Raw genomic sequence first — 22,946 nt, forward strand, 5'->3', positions numbered from 1 at the left:
GGTGAGCGGTTCCGTCCGGTGGACCGTCGTCCCGGCCGGGACCGGTTCCGGCCGCTGACCGGCCGCGCGTACGACCACGGGGGCACCCGGGGGCCATGGCTCCCGGGTGCCCCCGGCGGGTGACCGGACACCGGTCCGGACACCGGTCCGGCCCCGCAGGTAGGGAAAACCCCCGCCCCGGGACGCCCACCCGCCTCATGGTCCGGCGGGGCCGGACACGGAACCCTGGAACACGTACCGCGCCCCCTCCGAGCAGAGAAGGACTCCCGCGATGGACTCCCCCCGCCTCCCCGCCGCGATCCGCGCGCCGTTCGAGGCCCGCACCTGGCGGGCCCTGCTGTACGTGCTGATCGGGCTGCCGCTGAGCGTCGTCTGGTTCGCGCTGTCCGTGGCGTTCGCCTCGGCCGGTGCCGGACTGCTGGTCACCTTCCTCGGGGTGCCGATCCTCGCCGGGACGCTCGCGATGTGCCGGGGCTTCGGTGCGGTCGAGCGGGCCAGGGCGCGCGGGCTCCTCGGGTTCGACGTGCGGGCTCCGGAGCCGGTGCGGGGGAAGACGGGCGGCGCGTTCTCGTGGATGGGCGCGATGCTGAAGAGCGGGGCCTCGTGGCGGCATCTGCTGTACGCGCTGGTGCACATGCCGTGGGCGGTGTTCTCGTTCTCGGTGACGGTGGCGTTCTGGAGCTGGGGCTGGGGCCTGTTCACGTATCCGCTGTGGCAGTGGGTCTTCCCCGCGTACGTGGGGCAGGACGGCATCCAGCTGTACGGCGACGGGACGCACGACTTCTACCTCGACTCGTCCTTCGAGATCGCGGTGACGTGCCTCATCGGACTGCTGTTCGTGATGGTGGGGCCGTGGCTGCTGCGCGGGCTCGTCACCGTGGACCGGCTGCTCGTGTCGGGGCTGCTCGGCCCGTCCCGGCTCGCGTCCCGGGTGACGGAGCTGGAGTCGGACCGCGGGGTGGTCGTCGACACCGCCGCCGCCGATCTGCGGCGCATCGAGCGGGACCTGCACGACGGGGCGCAGGCGCGGCTCTCGGCGCTCGCCATGGACCTGGGGCTCGCGAAGGAGAAGGTGGCGCGGGACCCGGAGGCGGCGGCGGTGCTGGTGGACGAGGCGCACGGCGAGGTGAAGCTGGCGCTCCAGGAACTGCGGGCGCTGGCCCGGAACATCCACCCGGCGGTCCTGACCGACCGGGGTCTCGACGCGGCCCTGTCGGCGCTGGCGGGGCGGTGCGCGGTGCCGGTGGCGGTGGACGTGGACCTGCCGGCGCGGCCGGTGGCGGCGATCGAGGGAACCGCGTACTTCACGGTGTCGGAGCTGCTCGAGAACGTCTCGAAGCACGCGCGGGCGCGCCGGGCGTGGGTGGACGTGTGGCGCGCGGGCGACCGGCTGATGCTCCAGGTCAGGGACGACGGGGTGGGTGGCGCGGAGACGACGGCGGGCCGGAGCCTGGCGGGTCTGGCGGAGCGGGTCGGCGCGGTCGACGGGGTGCTGGCGGTGGACTCCCCGGCGGGCGGCCCGACGACGGTGACGGTGGAACTGCCCTGGCGGGCGTGACACCCCGCCCGTCCGGGCCGTCGTGACACCCCGTCACCCCAGCGGGGCGTCACCCCGGCCGGACCGGCTCCCGCCCGCCCCGGCGGGTGCCGTGCCCGTCCCGGCGGGAACCCTGCGATGCTGGCCGGGGCGTCCCCCGTGGTCCGGAGGGCGCGGACGAGTCGATCGACAGGGCATGGGGGCTGCGGGGCGTGGGCGTGCAGGACGTGGCGGGGCGGGTACGAGTGGTCATCGCCGAGGATTCCGTACTCCTTCGGGAGGGGCTGACGAGGCTGCTGACCGATCTGGGGCACGAGGTGGTCGCCGGGGTCGGGGACGGGGAGGCGCTCGTCAAGACCGTCGCCGACCTGGCGGCCGAGGGGGCGCTGCCGGACGTGGTGGTGGCGGACGTGCGGATGCCGCCGACGCACACCGACGAGGGGGTGCGGGCGGCGGTGCGGCTGCGCAAGGAGCATCCGGGGCTCGGGGTGCTGGTGCTGTCGCAGTACGTGGAGGAGCAGTACGCCACCGAACTGCTGGCCGGTTCCTCGCGGGGCGTCGGCTACCTCCTGAAGGACCGGGTCGCGGAGGTCCGGGAGTTCGTGGACGCGGTGGTCCGGGTCGCCCGGGGCGGTACGGCGCTCGATCCGGAGGTCGTACAGCAGTTGCTGGGCCGGAGCCGTCAGCAGGACGTCCTGGCGAACCTGACACCGCGCGAGCGGGAGGTCCTCGGTCTGATGGCGGAGGGCCGGACGAACTCGGCGATCGCGAAAGCGCTGGTGGTGAGCGACGGCGCGGTGGAGAAGCACATCAGCAACATCTTCCTGAAGCTGGGGCTCTCGCCGAGTGAAGGGGATCACCGACGGGTACTGGCGGTGTTGACGTATCTGAAATCCTGAGGATCTGACACCCTGTCAGAAATCCCGGGGCCGGGCGGTCGCCCGTCGGCGTCCCGAGGGCCTAGGACCGAAGGACGAGACGGGAACCGAGGGTCCGGGGCGCCTCCCGGGGTGACAGATGGTGATGATTCAGGACAAGAGGGTGTCTCAAAAAGAGGTCCGCGATGTGAGAAGTCCCCGGAGGGCCCTTCTCACCGTCGTAGGGTGGGCCTCGGGACGGACGGTGACCGGCCGACCGCATCCCGAGCCTCTCCCGCCTCCGGCGGGGAGTCCCCTTGCCGCGAGGGAGGTCCAGTTCAGTGACCAGCCAGGTCAGCAGCGAGGCCGGTGAGGCCCTGCTCGGGGAGCAGCGCAGCGCCCCCGAGAAGCCCCACCACGGCACAGAGAAGGAAGTGCGCCGGCTAGACCGGGTGATCATCCGCTTCGCGGGTGACTCCGGGGACGGTATGCAGCTCACGGGTGACCGGTTCACCTCGGAGACGGCGTCCTTCGGGAACGACCTCTCCACGCTGCCGAACTTCCCGGCCGAGATCCGGGCGCCCGCCGGGACCCTGCCGGGCGTCTCCTCCTTCCAGCTGCACTTCGCCGACCACGACATCCTGACGCCGGGCGACGCCCCGAACGTGCTGGTCGCGATGAACCCCGCCGCGCTCAAGGCCAACATCGAGGACGTGCCGCGCGGTGGCGAGATCATCGTCAACACCGACGAGTTCGCCAAGCGCGCCATGGCCAAGGTCGGCTACGCGGTCTCGCCCCTGGAGGACGGCTCGCTGGACGGCTACCGGGTCCACCCGGTGCCGCTGACCACGCTGACCGTCGAGGCGCTCAAGGACTTCGGGCTCTCCCGGAAGGAGGCCGAGCGCTCCAAGAACATGTTCGCGCTCGGGCTGCTGTCCTGGATGTACCACCGGCCGACCGAGGGCACCGAGGCCTTCCTGCGGCAGAAGTTCGCCAAGAAGCCCGCCATCGCCGAGGCGAACATCGTCGCCTTCCGGGCCGGGTGGAACTTCGGCGAGACCACCGAGGACTTCGCCGTCTCCTACGAGGTCGCGCCCGCCACCCGCGCCTTCCCCTCCGGCACCTACCGCAACATCTCGGGGAACCTGGCCCTCTCGTACGGCCTGATCGCCGCCGCCCGCCAGGCGGAGCTGCCGCTCTACCTCGGCTCGTACCCGATCACCCCGGCCTCGGACATCCTCCACGAGCTGTCCCGGCACAAGAACTTCGGTGTGCGCACCTTCCAGGCGGAGGACGAGATCGCCGGGATCGGCGCCGCGCTCGGCGCCGCCTTCGGCGGCTCCCTCGCCGTGACCACGACCAGCGGTCCCGGGGTGGCGCTCAAGTCGGAGACGATCGGTCTGGCGGTCTCCCTGGAGCTGCCGCTGCTGATCGTCGACATCCAGCGCGGCGGCCCGTCGACCGGTCTGCCCACCAAGACCGAGCAGGCCGACCTCCTCCAGGCCATGTACGGCCGCAACGGCGAGGCGCCGGTGCCGGTCGTCGCCCCGAGGACGCCCGCCGACTGCTTCGACGCGGCGATCGAGGCGGCCAGGATCGCCCTGACCTACCGCACCCCCGTCTTCCTGCTCTCCGACGGCTACCTGGCCAACGGCTCCGAGCCCTGGCGCATCCCCGAGGTCGAGGAGCTGCCCGACCTGCGGACCCGGTTCGCCACCGGCCCCAACCACACCCTGGACGACGGCACCGAGGTCTTCTGGCCGTACAAGCGGGACCCGGAGACCCTGGCCCGCCCGTGGGCGGTGCCCGGCACCCCCGGCCTCGAACACCGCATCGGCGGCATCGAGAAGCAGGACGGCACCGGCAACATCTCGTACGACCCCGCCAACCACGAGTTCATGGTCCGCACCCGGCAGGCGAAGACCGACGGGATCGACGTCCCCGACACCGAGGTGGACGATCCGGACGGCGCCCGGACCCTGGTCCTCGGCTGGGGTTCCACCTACGGGCCCATCACGGCGGCCGTCCGCCGCCTCCGGGCCGCCGGGCAGCCCATCGCCCAGGCCCATCTGCGCCACCTCAACCCCTTCCCGAAGAACCTCGGGGAGGTCCTGGCGCGGTACGAGAAGGTCGTCGTCCCCGAGATGAACCTCGGCCAGCTCGCCACCCTCGTCCGCGCGAAGTACCTCGTCGACGCCCGCAGCCACACCCAGGTCAACGGGATGCCGTTCAAGGCCGAGCAGCTCGCCGCCGCCCTCAAGGAGGCCATCGATGCCTGAGTCCCTCCTCCACCTGGTGCCCAGGGCCGAGGCCCGGCAGACGATGAAGGACTTCAAGTCCGACCAGGAGGTCCGCTGGTGTCCGGGCTGCGGTGACTACGCCGTCCTCGCCGCCGTCCAGGGCTTCATGCCCGAACTGGGCCTGGCGAAGGAGAACATCGTCTTCGTCTCCGGCATCGGCTGCTCCTCCCGCTTCCCGTACTACCTGAACACCTACGGGATGCACTCCATCCACGGGCGCGCCCCGGCCATCGCCACCGGGCTCGCCACCTCCCGCCGCGACCTGTCCGTCTGGGTCGTGACCGGTGACGGCGACGCGCTGTCCATCGGCGGCAACCACCTGATCCACGCGCTGCGCCGCAACGTGAACCTGAAGATCCTGCTGTTCAACAACCGGATCTACGGGCTGACCAAGGGCCAGTACTCGCCGACCTCCGAGGTCGGCAAGATCACCAAGTCGACGCCGATGGGCTCGCTCGACGCGCCCTTCAACCCGGTGTCGCTGGCGCTGGGCGCGGAGGCGTCCTTCGTGGCCAGGACGGTCGACTCCGACCGCAAGCACCTCACCGAGGTGCTGCGGCAGGCGGCCGACCACAACGGCACGGCGCTCGTGGAGATCTACCAGAACTGCAACATCTTCAACGACGGCGCCTTCGAGGTCCTCAAGGACAAGGACCGGGCGAAGGAGGCGGTCATCCGGCTCGAACACGGACAGCCGATCCGGTTCGGCGCCGAGAACGAGAAGGGCGTCGTCCGCGACCAGGCGACCGGTGACCTCCAGGTCGTCACGGCCACCCCGGAGAACGAGTCGCGGATCCTCGTCCACGACGCCCGCGCGACGACGCCCACCACCGCGTTCGCGCTCTCCCGCCTCGCCGACCCCGACACCCTCCACCAGACCCCCATCGGGGTGTTCCGGGCGGTGGACCGGCCGGTGTACGACACGCTCATGGCGGACCAGGTGGAGACGGCGGTGGAGCGGCAGGGCGAGGGCGATCTGGGCCGTCTGCTCGCCGGGAACGACAACTGGACGGTCGTGGGCTGACAAGCCCCGGCCCCGGCGGAGGGGGCACGGCCCGGTGCGGGCCGTGCCCCCTCGTCATGTCCCGGCTTCCCCGGCGGCGGCGCTCTCGCGGCGGGCCGCGTCGTAGCGCGCACGGGCCTCCTCGACCTCCGGGACCCGGAGACCGGTCCAGCCGGCCAGCTCCCGGACCCTGCGGGCGGCCTCCTCGCCGAGCGGGGTGAGGCGGTAGTCGACGCGGGGCGGGATGACGGGCCGGGCGTCCCGGTGGACGAAGCCGTCGCGCTCCAGGGTCTGGAGGGTCTGGGTGAGCATCTTCTCGCTGACCCGGCCGATGTGCCTGCGGAGTTCGCCGAAACGGTACGAGCGCTCTCCCAGCGCGATCAGGACCAGGACGCCCCAGCGGCTGGTGAGGTGCTCCAGGACGAGCCGGGCGGGGCACATGGCGCCGTCGACATCGGCGAGCAGAGCCCTCGGTTCCTCACTTACTCCCATACCAGTACCTTACTTCAAAGTGGGTACTTACGAAAAGATAGCGCCAGTCGTACGGTGAGCACCAGTGGGCGCCTCGCCCACCACCCACGGGAAAAGGAAGCAGCACCATGAGCATCGTCGTCACCGGAGCCACCGGCCGCCTCGGCCGCCACGTCGTCGACTCCCTCCTCGCCACCGTCCCCGCCGCCTCCGTCGCCGTCGTCGTACGGGACGAGAAGAAGGCCGCCGACCTCGCCGAGCGCGGTGTCGAGGTGCGGATCGGCGACTACGGCCGCCCCGAGACCCTGACGGACGCCTTCCGGGCGGGCGACCGGGTCCTGCTGATCTCCGGCAGCGAGGTCGGGCAGCGGGTCCCCCAGCACACCGCCGTGATCGCCGCGGCCGTCGCCGCGGGCGTCGCCCAGCTCGCGTACACCGGCGTCCTCGGCGGCCCGGACGCCGACTTCGAGCTGGCCGCCGAGCACAAGGAGACCGAGCGGCTGATCCTCGCCTCGGGACTCCCGTACACCTTCCTGCGCAACGGCTGGTACACCGAGAACTACACCGAGAACCTCGCCCCCGTCCTGGCCCACGGCGCCGTCGTCGCCAACGCGGGCGAGGGCCGGATCGCCTCCGCCGGCCGCGCCGACTACGCCGCCGCGGCCGCCGCCGTGCTGACCGGCCCGGCCGGGGAGCACCTGAACCGGGCGTACGAGCTGAGCGGCGACACCGCCTGGTCCCTCGCCGAGTACGCCGCCGAGATCACCGCCCGGTCCGGCCGGGAGATCACCTACACCCCCGTCTCCGCCGAGGAGCACCTCGCGGTCCTGACCGGCGCCGGGGTGCCGCCCTTCTTCGCGGAGATCCTCGTCGACGTGGACCGGGCCGTGGAGCGCGGCGCGCTCGCCCTGCGGACCGGTGACCTGGCCCGGCTGATCGGCCGCCCGTCCACCCCGCTCGGCGTGACGGTCGGCGAGGCCCTCGCCGCCGTCTGACCGCCCTCCCATGGTCATGACCGTATTGCGGTACGGGCATGACAATCCGCCCGGTGCGGCGCTACCTTCGACCCGACAGCGCGGCACAGGGGCGGGGAGGTCCGGTGAAGACGGAGAACGAGGAAAGAACAGGGCTGCTCTACGGGGTGGGCGCCTACGCCATGTGGGGACTCGTCCCGCTCTTCTGGCCGCTCCTCAAGCCCGCCGGGGCGGTCGAGATCCTCGCCCACCGCATGGTCTGGTCCCTGGCCTTCGTGGGCCTCGCGCTGCTCGCCGTGCGCCAGTGGGCCTGGGTCGGCGAGCTGCTCCGCAGCCCGCGCAAGCTGGCCCTGATCACCGTCGCCGCGACCGTCATCACCGTGAACTGGGGCCTCTACATATGGTCCGTGAACACCGGTCATGTCGTCGAGGCCTCACTCGGTTACTTCATCAACCCGCTGGTCACCATCGCCCTGGGCGTCCTCGTCCTCCAGGAACGGCTGCGGCCCGCGCAGTGGGCCGCCGTCTCCGTCGGCTTCGCCGCCGTCCTCGTCCTGGCCGTCGGCTACGGGCAGCTCCCCTGGATCTCCCTCACCCTGGCCTTCTCCTTCGCCGTCTACGGCCTGGTGAAGAAGAAGGTCAACCTGGGCGGCCTGGAGTCGCTCGCCGCCGAGACCGCCGTCCAGTTCCTGCCCGCGCTCGGCTACCTGGTCTGGCTCGGCACCCAGGACGACCTGGCGTTCGGCTCCCACGGCGCGGGCCACACGGCCCTGCTCGTGGCCACCGGCGTCGTCACCGCCGTCCCGCTCGTCTGCTTCGGCGCCGCCGCGATCCGCGTCCCGCTCTCGACCCTCGGCCTCCTCCAGTACCTGGCGCCGACCTTCCAGTTCCTGCTGGGCGTCCTGTACTTCCACGAGGAGATGCCACCGGAGCGCTGGGCGGGCTTCTCCCTGGTGTGGCTGGCCCTGACGATCCTCACCTGGGACGCCCTGCGGGCGGCCCGGCGCAGCCGCGCGGCCGTGGAGACGGCGCGGGCGGAGGCCGCCGGGGCTTCCGCCGGGACGCCCGCGGCACCTGAGGCGTCCGCGTCCGCCGCACCCACCGCACCCACCGTGCCCGCCACGCCCGCCACGCCCTCTCGCCCTTCGGCCCGGACGGGCCTCTGACGGAAGCCTGTCACCGGGGCTGCCGGAAGCCGGTGACCGGGGCTGTCCGAAGCCGGTGACCGGGGCTGGCGGGGCTGGCGGGGCTGGCGGGGCTGGCGGGGCTGGCGGGGCTGGCGGGGCTGGCGGGGCTGGCGGGGCTGGCGGGGCTGGCGGGGCCCAGGAAAACCCGTGGCCGCGTGCGGCCCGTCCGGCACACCCTGGGGTCATGGAAGAACCGAAGTACCGCGTCCGCGCGCTGCACACCGAGCGGACGGTCACCGTCTACCAGGCCTACCGGCCCGGGATCGGGCTGCCCGCCGCCCGCGAGGGCCGCTTCCCGGACGCCTGGAAGCGGGACCGGATGACGTGGATCAAGCCCTCGTTCCTGTGGATGATGTACCGCTCGGGCTGGGGGACGAAGGAGGGCCAGGAGACCGTCCTCGCCGTGGAGATCACCCGCGAGGGATTCGAGTGGGCCCTGCGGAACGCCTGCCTCTCCCACTACGAGCGCGGCTTCCACCCCGACCGGGCCGACTGGCGGCGCCGGCTGCGCCGGGCCCCGGCGCGGGTCCAGTGGGACCCCGAGCGCGACCTCCACCTGCGTCCGCTCCCGCACCGCTCGCTCCAGCTCGGCCTCACGGGCGAGGCGTCCCGGCGGTACGCGGACGAGTGGACGGTCTCCGTCACCGATGTGACCCCGCTCGCCCACCGCGTCCACGACCTGCTCCGGACGGACGGGCCGGAGGCGGCCCGCCCGCTGCTCCCCCGCGAGGAGCCCTACCCGGAGGTCCCGGGCCTCCTGGACCACCTGCGCGCCCCCGTCCGGGCCGTGGACGGGGACGCGACGACGGGTGCCCCGTAGGAGATCAGGCCCCTGAGGCGTCCCGGGGCGGGCGGCGCATCGCCCACAGGGCGGGACCGCCGCCGGGCAGGGACGCCTCACCGAGGACGACGAAGCCGAAGTGCTCGTACACCGGGAGGTTCTCCGGCTTGGAGGACTCCAGATAGACGGGGAGGCCCGCCGCGTCGGCCTTGGCCAGACCGGAGCGCAGCAGCGCGGAGCCGTGCCCCTGGCCCCGCGCCCCGGGGTCGGCGCCGACCACCGCGAGGTACCAGTGCGGTTCCGGCGGGGTGTGCGCGGCGGCGGCCTCGACCGCCTCGCGGAACAGACCGGCCCGGTCGCCGAGGATGCCGGCCAGTTCCTGGACGGTCCCGGCGTCGGGAACCGCCTTCTCCTGGCCTTCGGGCGACACCCAGAACGCGGCGGCGGCCTCGGTGCGTTCGCACACGCCGTGGAGCCCGTACTGCCGGGTGAAGAGGGTGGAGAAGTAGCGCGCGAGACCGTCCTCGCGCGTGGCGGCGTCGGGGAAGAACCAGCACATCATGGGGTCGTCGTGGAAGGCGCGGGCCAGCGCCCGGCTGATCGCCGGAGCGTCCTCGACCGTCGCCGTCGTCGGTATGTTCGAGAGAGCCATACGGTCATTCTGCACGTCGGATGATCTTGGAGCTGGACAGGGGTCCCTCCGTCCGTCCGATGAGCGAACATGTCTGACCGGTTTCCGCTCTTGACGCACAGTCACGCTCTCGTTCAACATTCAGCACGCGCAACGAACACCAGCACGGCAGAACAACTGAACACCGCACGCGCACTCGCACAGCTCCAACGCCTCGTGGCCCCCGCGCCCGAGGCGTCTCGCACGTTCCGTCCCATCCCCGTTCGGAATCCGGAGCCCCCACATGACCCTCACCGTGCCCAGACGCGTCACCGCCGCGGCGGCCCTCGCCGCGCTCGCCCTCGGCGGGCTCACCGGCACCACCGCTTCCGCCAGTCCCACCGGTGGCACCGCCGTCGCCGCGCCCGACATCCCGCTGGCCAACGTCAGGCAGCACCTGACGGACCTCCAGGCGATCGCCACCGCCAACGGCGGCAACCGCGCCCACGGCCGTACCGGCTACAAGGCGTCGATCGACTTCGTGAAGGCGAAACTGGACGCGGCCGGATACACCACCGCCCTCCAGACCTTCACCTCCGGCGGCGCCACCGGCTACAACCTGATAGCCGACTGGCCGGGCGGCGACCCGAACCAGGTGATCATGGCCGGTTCGCATCTGGACTCGGTGACCGCGGGCCCCGGCATCAACGACAACGGCTCCGGCTCCGCGGCCATCCTGGAGACCGCGCTCGCCGTCTCCCGCGCCGGGTACCAGCCCACCAAGCACCTGCGGTTCGCCTGGTGGGGCGCCGAGGAGCTGGGCCTGATCGGCTCGAAGTACTACGTCAACAACCTTCCGGCCGCCGAGCGCACGAAGGTCAAGGGCTATCTGAACTTCGACATGATCGGCTCGCCCAACCCGGGCTACTTCGTCTACGACGACGACCCCACGATCGAGCAGACCTTCAAGGACTACTACGCCGGGCTCGGCGTCCCCACCGAGATCGAGACCGAGGGCGACGGGCGCTCCGACCACGCCCCCTTCAAGAACGTGGGCATCCCGGTCGGCGGGCTGTTCTCCGGCGCGGACTACGTCAAGACGGCGGCGCAGGCGCAGAAGTGGGGCGGCACCTCCGGGCAGTCCTTCGACCGCTGCTACCACGCGTCCTGCGACACGACGGCGAACATCAACGACACCGCCCTCGACCGCAACGCGGACGCCGTCGCGTACGCGATCTGGAACCTGTCCGGCGCGACGACCCCGCCGACCGGCACGGTCTTCGAGAACACCGCCGACGTGTCCGTCCCGGACAACGGCGTCGCGGTGACCTCCTCCGTGACCGTGACCGGCATCGCGGGCAACGCGCCCTCGGCCCTCAAGGTCGGCGTGGACATCGTGCACACCTGGCGCGGTGACCTGATCGTCGACCTCATCGCCCCCGACGGCTCGGTCTACAACCTGGCCAACCGGACCGGCGGCAGCGCCGACAACATCCAGGAGACCTTCACCGTGAACGCCTCCACGGAGGTCGCCAACGGCGTCTGGAAGCTCCGCGCCCAGGACAAGGCGTCCTCCGACACGGGATACATCAACGGCTTCAAGCTGACTTTCCCGTAAGGGAGTTCCCGTAGGGGAGATCCCTTACGGGAGTTCCCCATGAGGGAGCCGCCCCGGGGAGTTCCCCCACGGCGGCTCCCGCACCACACAGAAACGCCCGGGTGGGTCGGTGACCATCGCCCCCGACCCCCCCGGGGCCCCAATCCCCCGTGGACGCCGCCTACTTGGCGGCGTTCGCCGCGTTCACCAGGGTGTCCTTCGTGACCGCGCCGACGTAGACCTTGCCGTCGTCGGTGAGCAGCGCGTTCACCAGCTTCGTCTTGAAGAGGGTGCCCGAGCCGAACTTGCCGCTGACCTTGTCCCCGAAGGAGTCCAGGAAGCCCTGGAACTCCTTCGGAGCGTCCTCGGTCTTCGGCGCCGGGGCGCCGGTGTCGAGCTTCGCGATGGTCGTCCAGCCCTCGCCGATGACGTTCACTCCGTCGCCGCCGAGGTCCGCGAGGCTCCCGCCGAGGCCACCGGGCAGTCCGTCGCCGAAGGGGCCGCCGTGCCCGCCGGACTCCGCCCCGGCGCCCTCGCCCGCCTTCTCCGCCGCGCCCTCGGTGACCTTGGCGCCCTTCGGCGCCTTGAAGTCGAACTCGGAGGCGGCCGGGCGGCCGAAGTCGACCTTGGTGAAGCCCGCGTCGAGGACGGGCTTGCCGCCCTCGACCGACGCGAGGGTGAACTTCAGCGGGGTGCCGGTCGCCGCGTCCACCGCGATCTTCACGGACTCGACCGTGGAACCGTTCTGCTTCGGCTTGATCACCAGCTGGTAGGCGTCCCGGCCGGCCACCTTCGCGGTACCGCCGACCGTGACGGACGTGGTGTCGCCCGCGGCCTTCAGGACCTCGTCGGCGAGCTGCTTGGGGGTGCCGGTGAGGCCCTCGGGCCCCTCCTCGCCCCGGTCGCCGGAGAGCTTCTCGTGGAAGGCCTCGCGGGACTTGCTGTCGTACGCCCAGACGTCGGCGCCGTTGTGGACGAGGCTGTACTCGTCGGAGCCGTCGAGCAGGGTGAGCTTCTGGCGGTCGGGGCCGTCGGCCGCGACGCGCAGGGTGTGGCTGCCGGAGAAGAGCTGGGTGAGCTTCTCCGTGGGGTCGGCCGACGAGGTGCCGCCGCCCCCGCCCAGGCCGGACGCCAGGCCGCTGAGGGCGGGCAGCCCCAGGTCGGTGGAGATCCGGAACGTGCCGGACAGGGTCTGGGTGTCCGAGGCTGCGATCTTCTCGATGAGCTGTGCGGCCGTGATCTCCGGCAGGTCGGGGTCTCCGGACGCCGCCAGCGCCGGGACGAGGCCGATGGTCGCCGCGGCAACTCCTGCCACCGCGACCGGGACGATGAACCGGCTCGCCTTACGGGTCTGTGCCATGGTCTCCGCTTCCTCCGTGGTCGATGTCCCCATCCCACCAGGACGGCGGCGCGGAAGCGTCAGCCCCGGGGATCAACCTGGCGTACTGCTCCGGTATGACCCGACCCCGAGACGGACCCGCCGCGAGGGCTACCCACGGGGCCGGGGGCGGGCGTTCAGGGGCCCTTACGGGTCCCGAGGCCGGGGACCCGACCGTCCGGGCCCCCCACGGGCCGCGCCGGGCCCCTGAGAGCCCGGCCGGGGACGGCACCCCCTGAACGCCGAGCGCCACGGGACCGGCGGACCCGGACCCCGGAGGCCGGACCCCGGGCCCCGGGCCCGGAGACCGGCGGTCGGCCTCTGGCGGCCCCGGCGCGCGGGGACGCTCACCGGGGCACCCCGTAAGGGACCCGGAGAAGGCGGCGGGGACCCGGAGGAGGCCGCCCGGCCCCGTAAGGGTCCGGTCCGGGGAACCCCGTTCCCGGTCCGGCTCCGGAGACGGTCACCCGCCCCCGGCGGATCCGTTCAGCCCGCGCGGTGGACGACCGCGTCGCACATCTCGGCCAGGGCGGCCTTCGCGTACCCCTCGGGCAGCGGCGCCAGCATCGCGCGGGCCTCCTCCGCGTACCGCACGGTGTCCCGGCGGGCCTGCTCCAGGGCCGGGTGGGCGCGCAGTCCGCGCAGCGCCTCGGCGTGCCGGGCGTCGTCGCTGAGGTCGCCGTCGACGAGCGCGACGAGCGCGAGGTCCTCGGGGCGCCCGTGGGCCGCCGCGGCGGCCCGCAGGTGCAGGACGGGCAGCGTGGGGATGCCCTCGCGCAGATCGGTGCCGGGGGTCTTGCCGGACTCGTGGGAGTCGGACGCGATGTCGAGGACGTCGTCGGCGAGCTGGAAGGCGACGCCGAGCCGCTCCCCGTACTGGGTGAGGGTGTCGACGACGCTCTCGTCGGCACCGGCCATCATGGCCCCGAAGCGACAGGAGACGGCGACGAGGGAGCCGGTCTTGCCGCCGAGGACGTCGAGGTAGTGGGCGACGGGGTCGCGGCCGTCGGTGGGGCCCGCGGTCTCCAGGATCTGCCCGGTGACCAGGCGCTCGAAGGACTCGGACTGGATGCGCACGGCCTCGGGGCCGAGGTCCGCGAGGGTGTGCGAGGCGCGGGCGAAGAGGAAGTCGCCCGTGAGGACGGCGAGGGAGTTGCCCCAGCGCGTGTTGGCGCTGTCGACACCGCGCCGGACGTCGGCCTCGTCCATGACGTCGTCGTGGTACAGCGTGGCCAGGTGGGTCAGCTCGACGACGACGGCGGAGGGCACGACACCCGGCGCGTAGGGGTCGCCGAACTGGGCCGCGAGCATCACGAGCAGCGGGCGGAAACGCTTGCCGCCGGCGAGCACGAGGTGCTGGGCGGCCTCCGTGATGAAGGGGACATCGCTCTTGGTGGCGTCCAGGAGGCCCGCCTCCACGGCCGCCAGGCCGGTCTGGACATCGGCCTCAAGAGCCTGGTCCCGCACGCTAAGACCGAACGGCCCGACGACGGTCACGAGGGGGTCTCCTGTCTGCTGACGCCTGCTGACGATCACGGTTGGTTCGTACGGACTGTTGACGATCACACGGATTGTCGATGTGTCGCTCGATTCACTCACGCCAGCGTATCCGGTCACCTTTCGATCACCGTGGGCGCCTTCCCGTCGCCCCCGGTATGTTCGTGATCAGCTGATACGAGCAGGAGTGGGCCCTTTGTCCAGAACGACGATCGACACCGGCACGGAAGGCGAGCAGCCTCCCCCCGAGGACGACCACGCCTTCCTCGGGCACCCCCGGGGCCTGCTGACCCTGTCCGGCCTGGAGGTCTGGGAACGCTTCTCGTTCCTCGGGATGCAGGCCATCCTCGTCCTCTACTTCGCCGCCTCCGTCTCCGACGGCGGACTCGGCATGGCGTCCGGCACCGCCGCGTCCGTCTCCGCCGCCTACGGCACCCTCGTCTATCTGGTGTCGGTGGCGGGCGGCTGGCTCGCCGACCGCGTCCTCGGCTCCTACCGGGCCGTCCTGTGGGGCGGCGTCCTGATCGCCTGCGGCCACTACGCGATGGCCGTGCCGACCGCCGCCATGACCTGGGTGGGCCTCGGCCTGATCAGCGCGGGCACCGGCCTGCTCAAGCCGAACGTGGCGACCATGGTCGGCAAGCTGTACCGCACGGACGACGAGCGCCGGGACGCCGGATTCGCCCTCTACTACATGGCGATCAACATCGGCGCCTTCGCCGGACCCCTGATCACCGGCTGGCTCGCCGACCACGAGGGCTACCACTGGGGCTTCTCCGCCGCCGCGCTCGGCATGACCCTCGGCCTGATCCAGTACGTCGCCGGACGGCGTCACCTGGCCGGGCGCAAGCACGCCGCCGAATTCGCGCTCGCCCCCGACGCCATGCGCCGGGCGGTCCGGCTGATGACCGCCGGAGCCCTCGTCACGGCCGCCCTCGCCACCGCCCTGGCGCTCGCCGGCTGGCTCACCATGGACCGCTTCGTCGACGTGCTGACCCTGGTCTCGGTGATCGCCCCGGTCGTCTACTTCTGGGTGATGTTCACCAGCCCCCGGGTCACCGCCGGGGAACGCGGCCGCCTCAGGCCGTACGTCGTGCTCTTCCTGGCCTCGGTGGCGTTCAACTTCATCCTCTTCCAGGCCTACTCCACGATGATCCTGCTGGCCTCGACCAACGCCCGTACGACCATCCTCGGCTTCGACTTCCCGGCAAGCTGGTACGCCTCCGCGCTCGGCGCCTTCGAGGTGCTGCTGGCCCCCGTCGTCGCCGCCGTCTGGTCCAGGATGGGCCCCCGCCAGCCGCACGCCTCCAACAAGATCGCCCTCGGGGTGATCCTGGGCGGCCTGTCGTTCCTCCTCATGGTCCTGCCGACCTCCGGGCACGCCGACGACACCTACCGGATGGCCGCCTGGTGGATCGTCGGCTCCTATCTGCTCCTCGGCCTCGGCGACGTCCTCCTGGAGACCTCCGGGATGTCCGCGACCAGCAAGCTCGCCCCCAAGGCCTTCGCCAGCCAGACCATGTCCCTCTGGTTCCTCTCCCTCGCGCTCGCCAACGGCATCCAGGCCCAGACCGTGAAGCTCTACGACGACGTCTCCAAGCCCCTCTACTTCGGCGTCAACGGCGCCGTGGCCGTCGCCGTCGGCCTGGTCGTCGTCGCCCTGGCGCCCTGGCTGCGCCGCACCATGCACCCCGTCCACTAGGGGACGGCCCCAGCCCGTCCACCAGGGACACCCCTCACCCCGTCCACCGGGAAGCCGAGAATCCCCCAGGGAGCCGAGAGATGAAGATCCGTACCGACTTCCCGTACGAGACCCGGCGCGAGGACGTCCGCATCCCGCTGCCGGACGGCACCCGGCTCTACGCGCGCGTGTGGCGGCCGGTCACCGACGAACCCGTCCCCGCCCTCCTGGAGTACCTGCCCTACCGGCTCACCGACTGGACCGCGCCGCGCGACTGGCAGCGCCACCCCTGGTACGCGGGCCACGGCTACGCCTCCGTACGCGTCGACGTGCGCGGCCACGGCAACAGCGAGGGCCTGCCCGGCGACGAGTACGACCCGGTCGAACTCGCCGACGGGGTCGCCGTCGTGCACTGGCTCGCCGAGCAGGAGTGGTGCACCGGCAAGGTCGGCATGTTCGGCATCTCCTGGGGCGGCTTCAACTCGCTCCAGATCGCCGCCCTCGCCCCCGAACCCCTCAAGGCGATCGTCACCGTCTGCTCCACCGACGACCGCTACGACAACGACGTGCACTACATGGGCGGCTCCGTCCTCGCCGTCGACATGCACGCCTGGGCCGCCACCATGCTCGCCTTCGTCTGCCGCCCGCCCGACCCCCTGCACGTGGGCGAGGAATGGCGCCCGATGTGGCGGGAACGGCTGGCTTCCGTCAAACCCTTCGTCCACACCTGGCTCGCCCACCAGACCCGCGACGCCTACTGGCGGCACGGCAGCGTCTGCGAGGACTACGGCGCGATCCGGGCCGCCGTCCTCGCCGTCGGCGGCTGGCACGACCCCTACCGGGACACCGTCCTGCGGCTCGTCCGGCACCTCCCCCAGGACCGGGTGCGGGGCATCATCGGCCCCTGGTCCCACCAGTACCCGGACCGGGGCCTGCCGCCGGGCCCCGCCATCGGCTTCCTCCAGGAGACCCTGCGCTGGTGGGACCACCACCTCAAGGACGACGACAACGACGCCCCGGCGCAGCCGCTGCTCCGCTCCTGGATCAGCGACTCGCACCCCCCGGCCACCGTCTACCGCGAACTCCCCGGCCGCTGGGTCACCGACCCCGCCTGGCCCTCCCCGCACGTCACCCCCACCGTCTACGCCCTCCAGGGCGCGCCGGTCGTGGTCGACTCCCCCCAGCGGACCGGTCTCGACGCGGGCCGCTTCTTCCCCTTCGGCAACGACGCCGACCTCCCGCCGGACCAGCGCGACGAGGACGCCCGCTCGGCCTGCTTCGACTTCCCCGTGCCGGAGGACGGCGAGCCCCTGGAGATCCTCGGCAGGCCCTCCGTACGCCTGGCCCTGCGCGCCGCCGCCCCCACCGGGCAGGTCGTCGCCCGGCTCTGCGACGTCGCCCCGGACGGCTCCTCCACGCTCGTCACCCGGGGCGCCCTGAACTTCTCCGCCCGCTACGGCCGCGACCGGGCCGTGGAGGCGCAGATCGGGGAGACGGAGGAGTACGTCTTCGAGCTGAACGGCATCGGGCACGCCTTCGCGCCCGGCCACCGGGTGCGGATCGCGGTCTCCTCGGCGTACTGGCCGTGGATCTGGCCGCAGCCGGACGCGGCGGGCTTCACGCTCGACCCGGCGGGCTCCGCCCTCACCCTGCCGGTGCGCGCCCGCACCGAGGACGCCGTGCACTGGGAGGAGCCGGAGCAGTCCGAGCCGCTCGGCGTGGTCCTCCCGCGCACCCTGGAGGAGCCCCCGCCGGAGCGGCTCGTGGTGCGGGACGTGGCGAAGGACGAGTGGACCCTGGAGGTCGATCCCCGGTACGGCGGGACGCGGGTGTATCCGGACGGTCTGGAGTTCACCGAGGAGGCCCGGGAGACGTACACGATCGACGAGAGCGGCCCGCTGTCCGCGCGGACCCGCTCGGAGTGGTCGATCCGGCTGCACCGGCCCGAACTGGCCTGGGACGTGACGATCGACACGCGCTCGGAGATCACCTGCGACGCGGACTCCTTCCTCACCACCGACGAGGTGGTGTGCAAGGAGGGCGGCGAGGTCGTCTTCCACCGGACCTGGGAGAAGCGGATCCCCCGCACGGCGGGGTGAACCCCGGTCGTACGCGGACGGGCCCGCACCCCGGTCCTGCCGGGGTGCGGGCCCGTCCGGGCGGGGGCCTTACGCGCCCGCGGCGGCCTTGCGGCGGCGGGTGAGGACCAGCGCGCCCGCGCCGAGGACGACGGCCCCGGCGGCGGCCAGACCGAGCGGCAGGGTGTCGTTCGCGCCGGTGGCGGCGAGGGCGCCGTCCACCGGGGTGACCGACGAACCGCCCTGCGGGGTGGTGCCGCTGTCGCCGCCGGTGGTGGGCGCCGGGGTGGGCGTGGCGGTCTCGGACGGGGTCGGCTCGGGCTTCGGCTCCGGCTTGTCGGTCTTGGCCGCGAGGATGTCGAAGTGCGCGTTCGCGTACTCCTCGCTGGTGCCGCAGCTGCCGTCGTTGTTCTCGTACGCGCCGACGGCGAAGGCGACGCCCTTGCCCGCCGGGGTCCCGGCGTCGACGGTGAGGCGCAGCTTCACGTCGGCCTTGCCGCCCTTGACCAGTTCGCCGAGCTGGATGCCCTGCTCGTCCTCGGGGGAGATCTTCTGCCAGCCGGGCTGGGCGGCGGAGGACCATTCGAGACCGAGGAAGTCCTCCATGTCCTCGTCCTCGTCGATGTCCTCGCCCATGTCGGGGAGCTTCAGGGCGGCGGCGTAGGCCTCGACGGCCTCCAGGGTGCGCACACCGGTGTTCGCGACGCGCATCGAGAAGACGGCGCTGGTCCCGGCGGTGATCTTCTTCGGACCGCTCAGGGTGACCTTGAGGGAGGGGTTCTCGACGCAGTTCCGGCCGGTCTCGAAGTCCTCCAGGGCCAGCTCGGCGGCCTCCAGGTCGTCGCGGGCGGTCACCAGGTCCGCGTCGAGGAGGTGGATCTTGCGGGAGAGGGCGACACACGCGTCGTCGAAGGCGTCGGAGGGCACCTTCGCCTTGGCGTACCGGGCGTCGGCGGCGGTCTTGGCCGCGACGGCCTCCTCGACGGCCTTCTTCGCGTCGGCGACGGCCTTCTCGGCCGCTTCGAGCTGCTCCGGGGTGGCCGTCTTGACGGCCTCCTCGGCGGCGGCGAGCTTCGCGTCGGCTTCCTTCTTGGCGGCCTCGGCCGCCCCGACGGCCTTCTCGGCCTCGGTGAGCTCGGTCCGCAGGGCCTCGTCGAACTTCATGTTCCGGAGCTCGTCGACCAGCGCCTTGCGCTGCTTCTTCAGTTCGTCGACCTCGGCCTGGGCCTTCTCGACGGCGGCCACCAGCTCGGCGTGCTTGGAGTCGTCCTCACCGGAGGTGGACTTCTGCGTCGACGCGGGCGACGGCTTGGTGTCCGCGAACGCGGGCGCGGCGGAGAGGAACACGACCGGGGTGGTCACGGCGGCGGCCACGGCGGTCGCGAGAATGCGACGGATCTTCACAGTGTGGACCTTTTTCCTGGTCAGGGAAGGGGAAGAAAATGCGGGGCGCGTGCCAGCGGCAACTTCACGCGGCGCGACGCCACTGCGATCGTATGGCCGGGAACGATCGCCCGGGAGCACTGTTCTCGCAGCTCGGAGCGGGTACGGCGAGCAAAGCTTCGGTAAACCGCAAGAATCCGGACAGTTGCTCACGGAGGTCGCACTTTCTGTGTGATCCATGTCATCCGCGCCCGGCGGGCCGCCCCGTAACGTGTCCCCCACACCCGTGGAAAGCGAGGCAAGCACCGATGTCCGAGCACAGCCCGCTCGACCTGGCCGAGGGCGATCCCTTCGGCCCGCACAACCTCCCGTACGGCGTCTTCTCCACCGCCGACGAGCCCGGTCGCCGCCGCCTCGGCGTCCGGATCGGCGGGTACGTGCTCGACGCGGGCGCCGCCGCGCACGCGCTCGGTTCGCCGTACGCGGCCCTCCTCGACCGGACGGACCTGAACCCGCTGCTGGCGGCCGGGCGCACCGCCTGGCGCGATGTCCGCCGGGCCCTCACCGCCTGGGTGACGGTCCCCGCGCACCGCCCCGCGATCGAGCCGCTGCTGCACCCGCTCGACACCGTGACCCTGCACCTGCCGTACGAGGTCGCGGACTACGTCGACTTCTACGCGAGCGAGCACCACGCCACGAACGTGGGCCGGATCTTCCGCCCCGACGGCGAGGCGCTCACCCCCAACTGGAAGCACCTGCCCATCGGTTACCACGGCCGGGCGGGCACGGTCGTGGTCTCCGGCACCGATGTCGTCCGCCCCTCCGGGCAGCGCAAGGCGCCCACGGACCCGGCCCCGGTCTTCGGGCCCTCGGTGAAGCTGGACATCGAGGCGGAGGTCGGCTTCCTCGTCGGCACCCCCTCGGAGCTGGGCACCCCGGTCGCGCTCGGGGACTTCCGGGAGCACGTGTTCGGCCTGACCCTGCTCAACGACTGGTCGGCGCGGGACGTGCAGGCCTGGGAGTACGTGCCGCTCGGCCCGTTCCTCGGGAAGTCCTTCCAGACCTCGGTGTCGGCGTGGGTGACGCCCCTGGAGGCGCTGGACGCGGCCAGGACCGCCCCGCCCGCCCGGGACTTCCCGCTCCTGCCCTACCTGGACGACTCGGCCGAGGAGGAGCGGGGCGGCTTCGACCTGCGGATCACGGTGGAGATCAACGGCGAGGTGGTCGCGGAGCCGCCGTTCGCCACCATGTACTGGACGGCGGCGCAGCAGCTCGCGCACATGACGGTCAACGGCGCCTCGCTGCGCACGGGCGACCTCTACGGCTCCGGGACGGTCTCCGGGCCGGAAGCGGGCCAGCGCGGTTCGCTCCTGGAGCTGACCTGGAACGGCCGGGACGCGATCGAACTGGCCGGTGGGAAGCGGACGTTCCTGGAGGACGGCGACGAGGTCGTCCTGACGGCCTGGGCGCCGGGCCCGGACGGCACGCGGGTGGCCCTGGGCGAGGTCCGGGGGCGGATCGCCCCTTCGGCCTGACGTCGGCAGGGGCCCGCCCGGACAGCGGGAGGGCCCGCCCCCGGGACGAGGGGCGGGCCCGGCGCGGAGGGCCCGGGGTGGCGCGGAGAGCCCCCGGGCCCGGCCTCAGCCGACCCGCCAGAGCGCGGGGACCTTCGGCGGCTCCCAGCCGACGGTGGCGGTGTGCCCTTGGAGGCAGACGTACGCCACCCCGCCGTAGGTGACCCTGTCCCCCGCCCGGTACGCGGTCCCGGCGGCCCAGGTGCCGCCGGGCGGCTGGGTGGTCGTGGTCGCCGTGGGCGTCGGCGAGGGGCTGGGGTTCTGCGGCACGTTGAGGACGAAGTCGAAGGCCGCCTCCTTGCCGCCGCCGCCGTCCCGCACGCTCATCAGGAGCCGGGCGTCGAAGATGCTGTCGGTGTTGTTGCGGGGCTCGCCCGGGAAGTACAGCTGGGTGGTGAGGATCGGGCGGCCGGGGGCCTGGACCTTGACGTGGATGTGCCGGGTGCGGCCCGGGTAGAGGCCGGGCACGATCGTGGTGAGCTTGAAGGCGCCCTGCGCGTCGGTGAACTGGTGGCCGCGGAACTTGAACCCGGTGTTGTCGTAGGCCCCGTTGGTGTCGGCCTGCCAGAAGTCGAGCAGCGCCCCGGATATCGGCCGGCAGGCGAGCCCGAAGACGTATCCGCTGAGCGTCAGCCGGACGCCGGGCGTGTTGGCTTCCAGCAGGCCGGTGCGCAGCGGCGAGTTGGGCTTGAAGTAGGGGCCCTCGATCTGCGGCACGGTGGGGTCGTCGCCGTCGTCGCACTCGGGGGTGAGCGCGGGTGCCGCCGTGCCGTCGGTGAGGGTGCGGGCGAGCGCCGGGACGCCCATGAGCACGGCGGGTGCCGCGATGCCCGCCGCGAGGGCGGCGCGCAGCACCGCCTTGCGGGAGACGTGTCCGGTACTGGTCTCGTTGTCCATGCCTGCTCCTGGTGGGGGGGAGGGGATCGGCATCGAACCTAGGCGGGCGGGGGGCCGCCTTCGATGGACGGAGCACGGCGGTCGTGGTGTTTCCGGAAGTCCCCGGGGCTGGTGCCGGTCTCGCGCCGGAAGAAGCGGCAGAAGTAGGCGGGGTCGCTGAAGCCGGTCCTGGCCGCGATCTGACGTACCGACAGTTCGGTCCGTGCCAGGAGCCGTTGGGCCTCACGGGTGCGGGCCTCCCGGAGCAGGGTGCCCGGCGTGCGGCCGGTGGCGGCGCGGACGGCCTCGGTGAGGTAGCCGGGGGTGACGCCGAGGAGTTCGGCGTACGCGCGGACGGGCCTGCCGTCGGTGCCGGTACGGGCGAGGAGCCGGGCGAAGGACTCCGCGACGGCGGCGGGCCTGCCGGGCGGCGGGCCGCTCGCGCCGGGACCGTCCGGGCCGGGGCCCCGGAGGCGGGCGGTGCGGACCAGGAGGACGTGCAGCAGGGAGCGCAGGACGGTGGCGAAGCCGTCGGCGCCGTGCCCGTACTCCTCGACGAGTTCGGCCATCAGGAGGCCGGTGCGGGCGTGGGTGGGCCCGTCGAGGGTGAGCCAGGGGTTCTCGCCGAGGCGGCTCAGGAGGTCGCGGTCGCCGGGGTGGTCGAGCAGGAAGTCCCCGGTGAACAGGACGACGTGCCCGTCGAGGCCCCGGGCGTCCTCCCAGTGGTGGAGCTGGCCCGGCAGGATCAGGCCGAGGTGGGGCGGGCGCAGCTCCCAGCGGGCGAGGTCCACCACATGGGTGCCGGTGCCCCGGGTGACGTGGACGATCTCGTAGAAGGTGTGCCGGTGCGGGAAGGCGGCCCGGGACATCGGGCCGATGCTGTCGAAGGTGCCCGCGGCGAACGGCAGTCCTTCGGGCATCCGCATCTCAAGTCGGTGCATGGGCGGGTCGCAGTCCCTCGGGGCGGCGGCCGGGGTCCTCGGTAAGGCGGTGCGCATCGCGCGGCTTCTCCCTCCTGGTGGTACAGACCATTGGGGCGGCTCACACGATGGCACGGACACCTCCAACGGGTCACCCCCGCGTGCGGTGTCCCGCCGGGCGGACCATGCTCCTCACGTGGGCGCGGGGGAGGAGCCGCCCGACACCGGCGCCCCCGCCCACC

General features: G+C 72.6%; 18 protein-coding genes. 11 read left to right on the plus strand and 7 right to left on the minus strand.

Translation table 11 applies throughout. From position 1 onward, the window contains the following. Positions 1–271 precede the first annotated feature (271 nt). The 4 genes from ACIO92_RS14130 to ACIO92_RS14145 all read left to right on the plus strand — a co-directional run bounded on the left by ACIO92_RS14130 (position 272) and on the right by ACIO92_RS14145 (position 5,718). Positions 272–1,558: a sensor domain-containing protein gene (locus ACIO92_RS14130; RefSeq protein WP_366439694.1), complete on the plus strand. Its 1,287-nt coding sequence runs from the start codon at positions 272–274 to the stop codon at positions 1,556–1,558. 206 nt (positions 1,559–1,764) lie between these two features. Then, a complete protein-coding gene (locus ACIO92_RS14135; protein WP_366439911.1) occupies positions 1,765–2,436 on the plus strand; it encodes a response regulator transcription factor in 672 nt (223 codons plus the stop codon). A gap of 299 nt (positions 2,437–2,735) precedes the next feature. Beyond that, positions 2,736–4,673 carry a 2-oxoacid:acceptor oxidoreductase subunit alpha gene (locus tag ACIO92_RS14140; RefSeq protein WP_366439695.1) on the plus strand — a complete coding sequence of 646 codons (1,938 nt, stop codon included), beginning with the start codon at positions 2,736–2,738 and terminating at the stop codon, positions 4,671–4,673. After that, positions 4,666–5,718 (plus strand): 2-oxoacid:ferredoxin oxidoreductase subunit beta, encoded by a 1,053-nt coding sequence (locus tag ACIO92_RS14145; RefSeq protein ID WP_366439696.1) that lies wholly within the window; start codon positions 4,666–4,668, stop codon positions 5,716–5,718. Before ACIO92_RS14140 ends, ACIO92_RS14145 begins: the two co-directional genes overlap by 8 nt. A 54-nt stretch (positions 5,719–5,772) precedes the next feature. Here ACIO92_RS14145 and ACIO92_RS14150 read toward each other — a convergent pair whose 3' ends face one another. Next, the gene (locus ACIO92_RS14150; protein WP_366439697.1) at positions 5,773–6,189 is read right to left on the minus strand and encodes a helix-turn-helix domain-containing protein; all 417 of its coding nucleotides are present in this window, start codon (positions 6,187–6,189) and stop codon (positions 5,773–5,775) included. A 107-nt stretch (positions 6,190–6,296) separates the two neighbouring features. On the opposite strand from ACIO92_RS14150, the gene ACIO92_RS14155 reads away from it, so the two are divergent. The 3 genes from ACIO92_RS14155 to ACIO92_RS14165 all read left to right on the plus strand — a co-directional run bounded on the left by ACIO92_RS14155 (position 6,297) and on the right by ACIO92_RS14165 (position 9,149). Continuing rightward, the gene (locus ACIO92_RS14155) at positions 6,297–7,163 is read left to right on the plus strand and encodes an NmrA family NAD(P)-binding protein (protein ID WP_366439698.1); all 867 of its coding nucleotides are present in this window, start codon (positions 6,297–6,299) and stop codon (positions 7,161–7,163) included. Between the two features lie 104 nt (positions 7,164–7,267). After that, a complete protein-coding gene (rarD, locus tag ACIO92_RS14160; protein ID WP_401236634.1) occupies positions 7,268–8,308 on the plus strand; it encodes an EamA family transporter RarD in 1,041 nt (346 codons plus the stop codon). A 205-nt stretch (positions 8,309–8,513) separates the two neighbouring features. Further along, positions 8,514–9,149: a DUF4291 domain-containing protein gene (locus tag ACIO92_RS14165; protein ID WP_402281362.1), complete on the plus strand. Its 636-nt coding sequence runs from the start codon at positions 8,514–8,516 to the stop codon at positions 9,147–9,149. A gap of 4 nt (positions 9,150–9,153) precedes the next feature. On the opposite strand, the gene ACIO92_RS14170 is transcribed toward ACIO92_RS14165, so the two are convergent. Beyond that, a complete protein-coding gene (locus ACIO92_RS14170; RefSeq protein ID WP_366439701.1) occupies positions 9,154–9,762 on the minus strand; it encodes a GNAT family N-acetyltransferase in 609 nt (202 codons plus the stop codon). 262 nt (positions 9,763–10,024) lie between these two features. On the opposite strand from ACIO92_RS14170, the gene ACIO92_RS14175 reads away from it, so the two are divergent. Beyond that, entirely contained in the window at positions 10,025–11,338 is a 1,314-nt protein-coding gene (locus ACIO92_RS14175; RefSeq protein WP_402281364.1) for a M28 family metallopeptidase, read from the plus strand. A gap of 160 nt (positions 11,339–11,498) precedes the next feature. Here the strand turns inward: ACIO92_RS14175 and ACIO92_RS14180 are convergent, their stop codons facing one another. Together ACIO92_RS14180 and ACIO92_RS14185 are read right to left on the minus strand one after the other, a co-directional pair. Beyond that, positions 11,499–12,677 carry an outer membrane lipoprotein carrier protein LolA gene (locus ACIO92_RS14180; RefSeq protein WP_402281366.1) on the minus strand — a complete coding sequence of 393 codons (1,179 nt, stop codon included), beginning with the start codon at positions 12,675–12,677 and terminating at the stop codon, positions 11,499–11,501. Positions 12,678–13,181: 504 nt separating this feature from the next. Further along, positions 13,182–14,192, minus strand: a complete 1,011-nt coding sequence (locus tag ACIO92_RS14185; protein ID WP_366439912.1) for a polyprenyl synthetase family protein — start codon at positions 14,190–14,192, stop codon at positions 13,182–13,184. A gap of 196 nt (positions 14,193–14,388) precedes the next feature. Between ACIO92_RS14185 and ACIO92_RS14190 the strand changes: the two genes are divergently transcribed. Together ACIO92_RS14190 and ACIO92_RS14195 are read left to right on the plus strand one after the other, a co-directional pair. Further along, positions 14,389–15,894, plus strand: a complete 1,506-nt coding sequence (locus ACIO92_RS14190) for a peptide MFS transporter (RefSeq protein WP_366439704.1) — start codon at positions 14,389–14,391, stop codon at positions 15,892–15,894. An 80-nt stretch (positions 15,895–15,974) separates the two neighbouring features. After that, entirely contained in the window at positions 15,975–17,972 is a 1,998-nt protein-coding gene (locus ACIO92_RS14195) for a CocE/NonD family hydrolase (RefSeq protein ID WP_366439705.1), read from the plus strand. A 69-nt stretch (positions 17,973–18,041) separates the two neighbouring features. Here ACIO92_RS14195 and ACIO92_RS14200 read toward each other — a convergent pair whose 3' ends face one another. Further along, entirely contained in the window at positions 18,042–19,355 is a 1,314-nt protein-coding gene (locus tag ACIO92_RS14200) for an LPXTG cell wall anchor domain-containing protein (protein WP_402281368.1), read from the minus strand. 287 nt (positions 19,356–19,642) lie between these two features. Between ACIO92_RS14200 and fahA the strand changes: the two genes are divergently transcribed. Next, on the plus strand, positions 19,643–20,869 hold the full coding sequence (gene fahA / locus ACIO92_RS14205; RefSeq protein WP_402281370.1) for a fumarylacetoacetase: 1,227 nt from the start codon (positions 19,643–19,645) through the stop codon (positions 20,867–20,869). A 105-nt stretch (positions 20,870–20,974) separates the two neighbouring features. Here the strand turns inward: fahA and ACIO92_RS14210 are convergent, their stop codons facing one another. Both ACIO92_RS14210 and ACIO92_RS14215 read right to left on the minus strand, forming a co-directional pair. Next, the gene (locus ACIO92_RS14210) at positions 20,975–21,805 is read right to left on the minus strand and encodes a carbohydrate-binding protein (RefSeq protein WP_402281372.1); all 831 of its coding nucleotides are present in this window, start codon (positions 21,803–21,805) and stop codon (positions 20,975–20,977) included. Positions 21,806–21,843: 38 nt separating this feature from the next. Then, positions 21,844–22,782 carry an AraC family transcriptional regulator gene (locus tag ACIO92_RS14215; protein WP_366439709.1) on the minus strand — a complete coding sequence of 313 codons (939 nt, stop codon included), beginning with the start codon at positions 22,780–22,782 and terminating at the stop codon, positions 21,844–21,846. Positions 22,783–22,946: the final 164 nt, after the last annotated feature.

The organism is Streptomyces sp. NPDC087215 (assembly GCF_044744885.1).
In the GTDB taxonomy this organism is placed as follows: Bacteria; Actinomycetota; Actinomycetes; order Streptomycetales; family Streptomycetaceae; genus Streptomyces.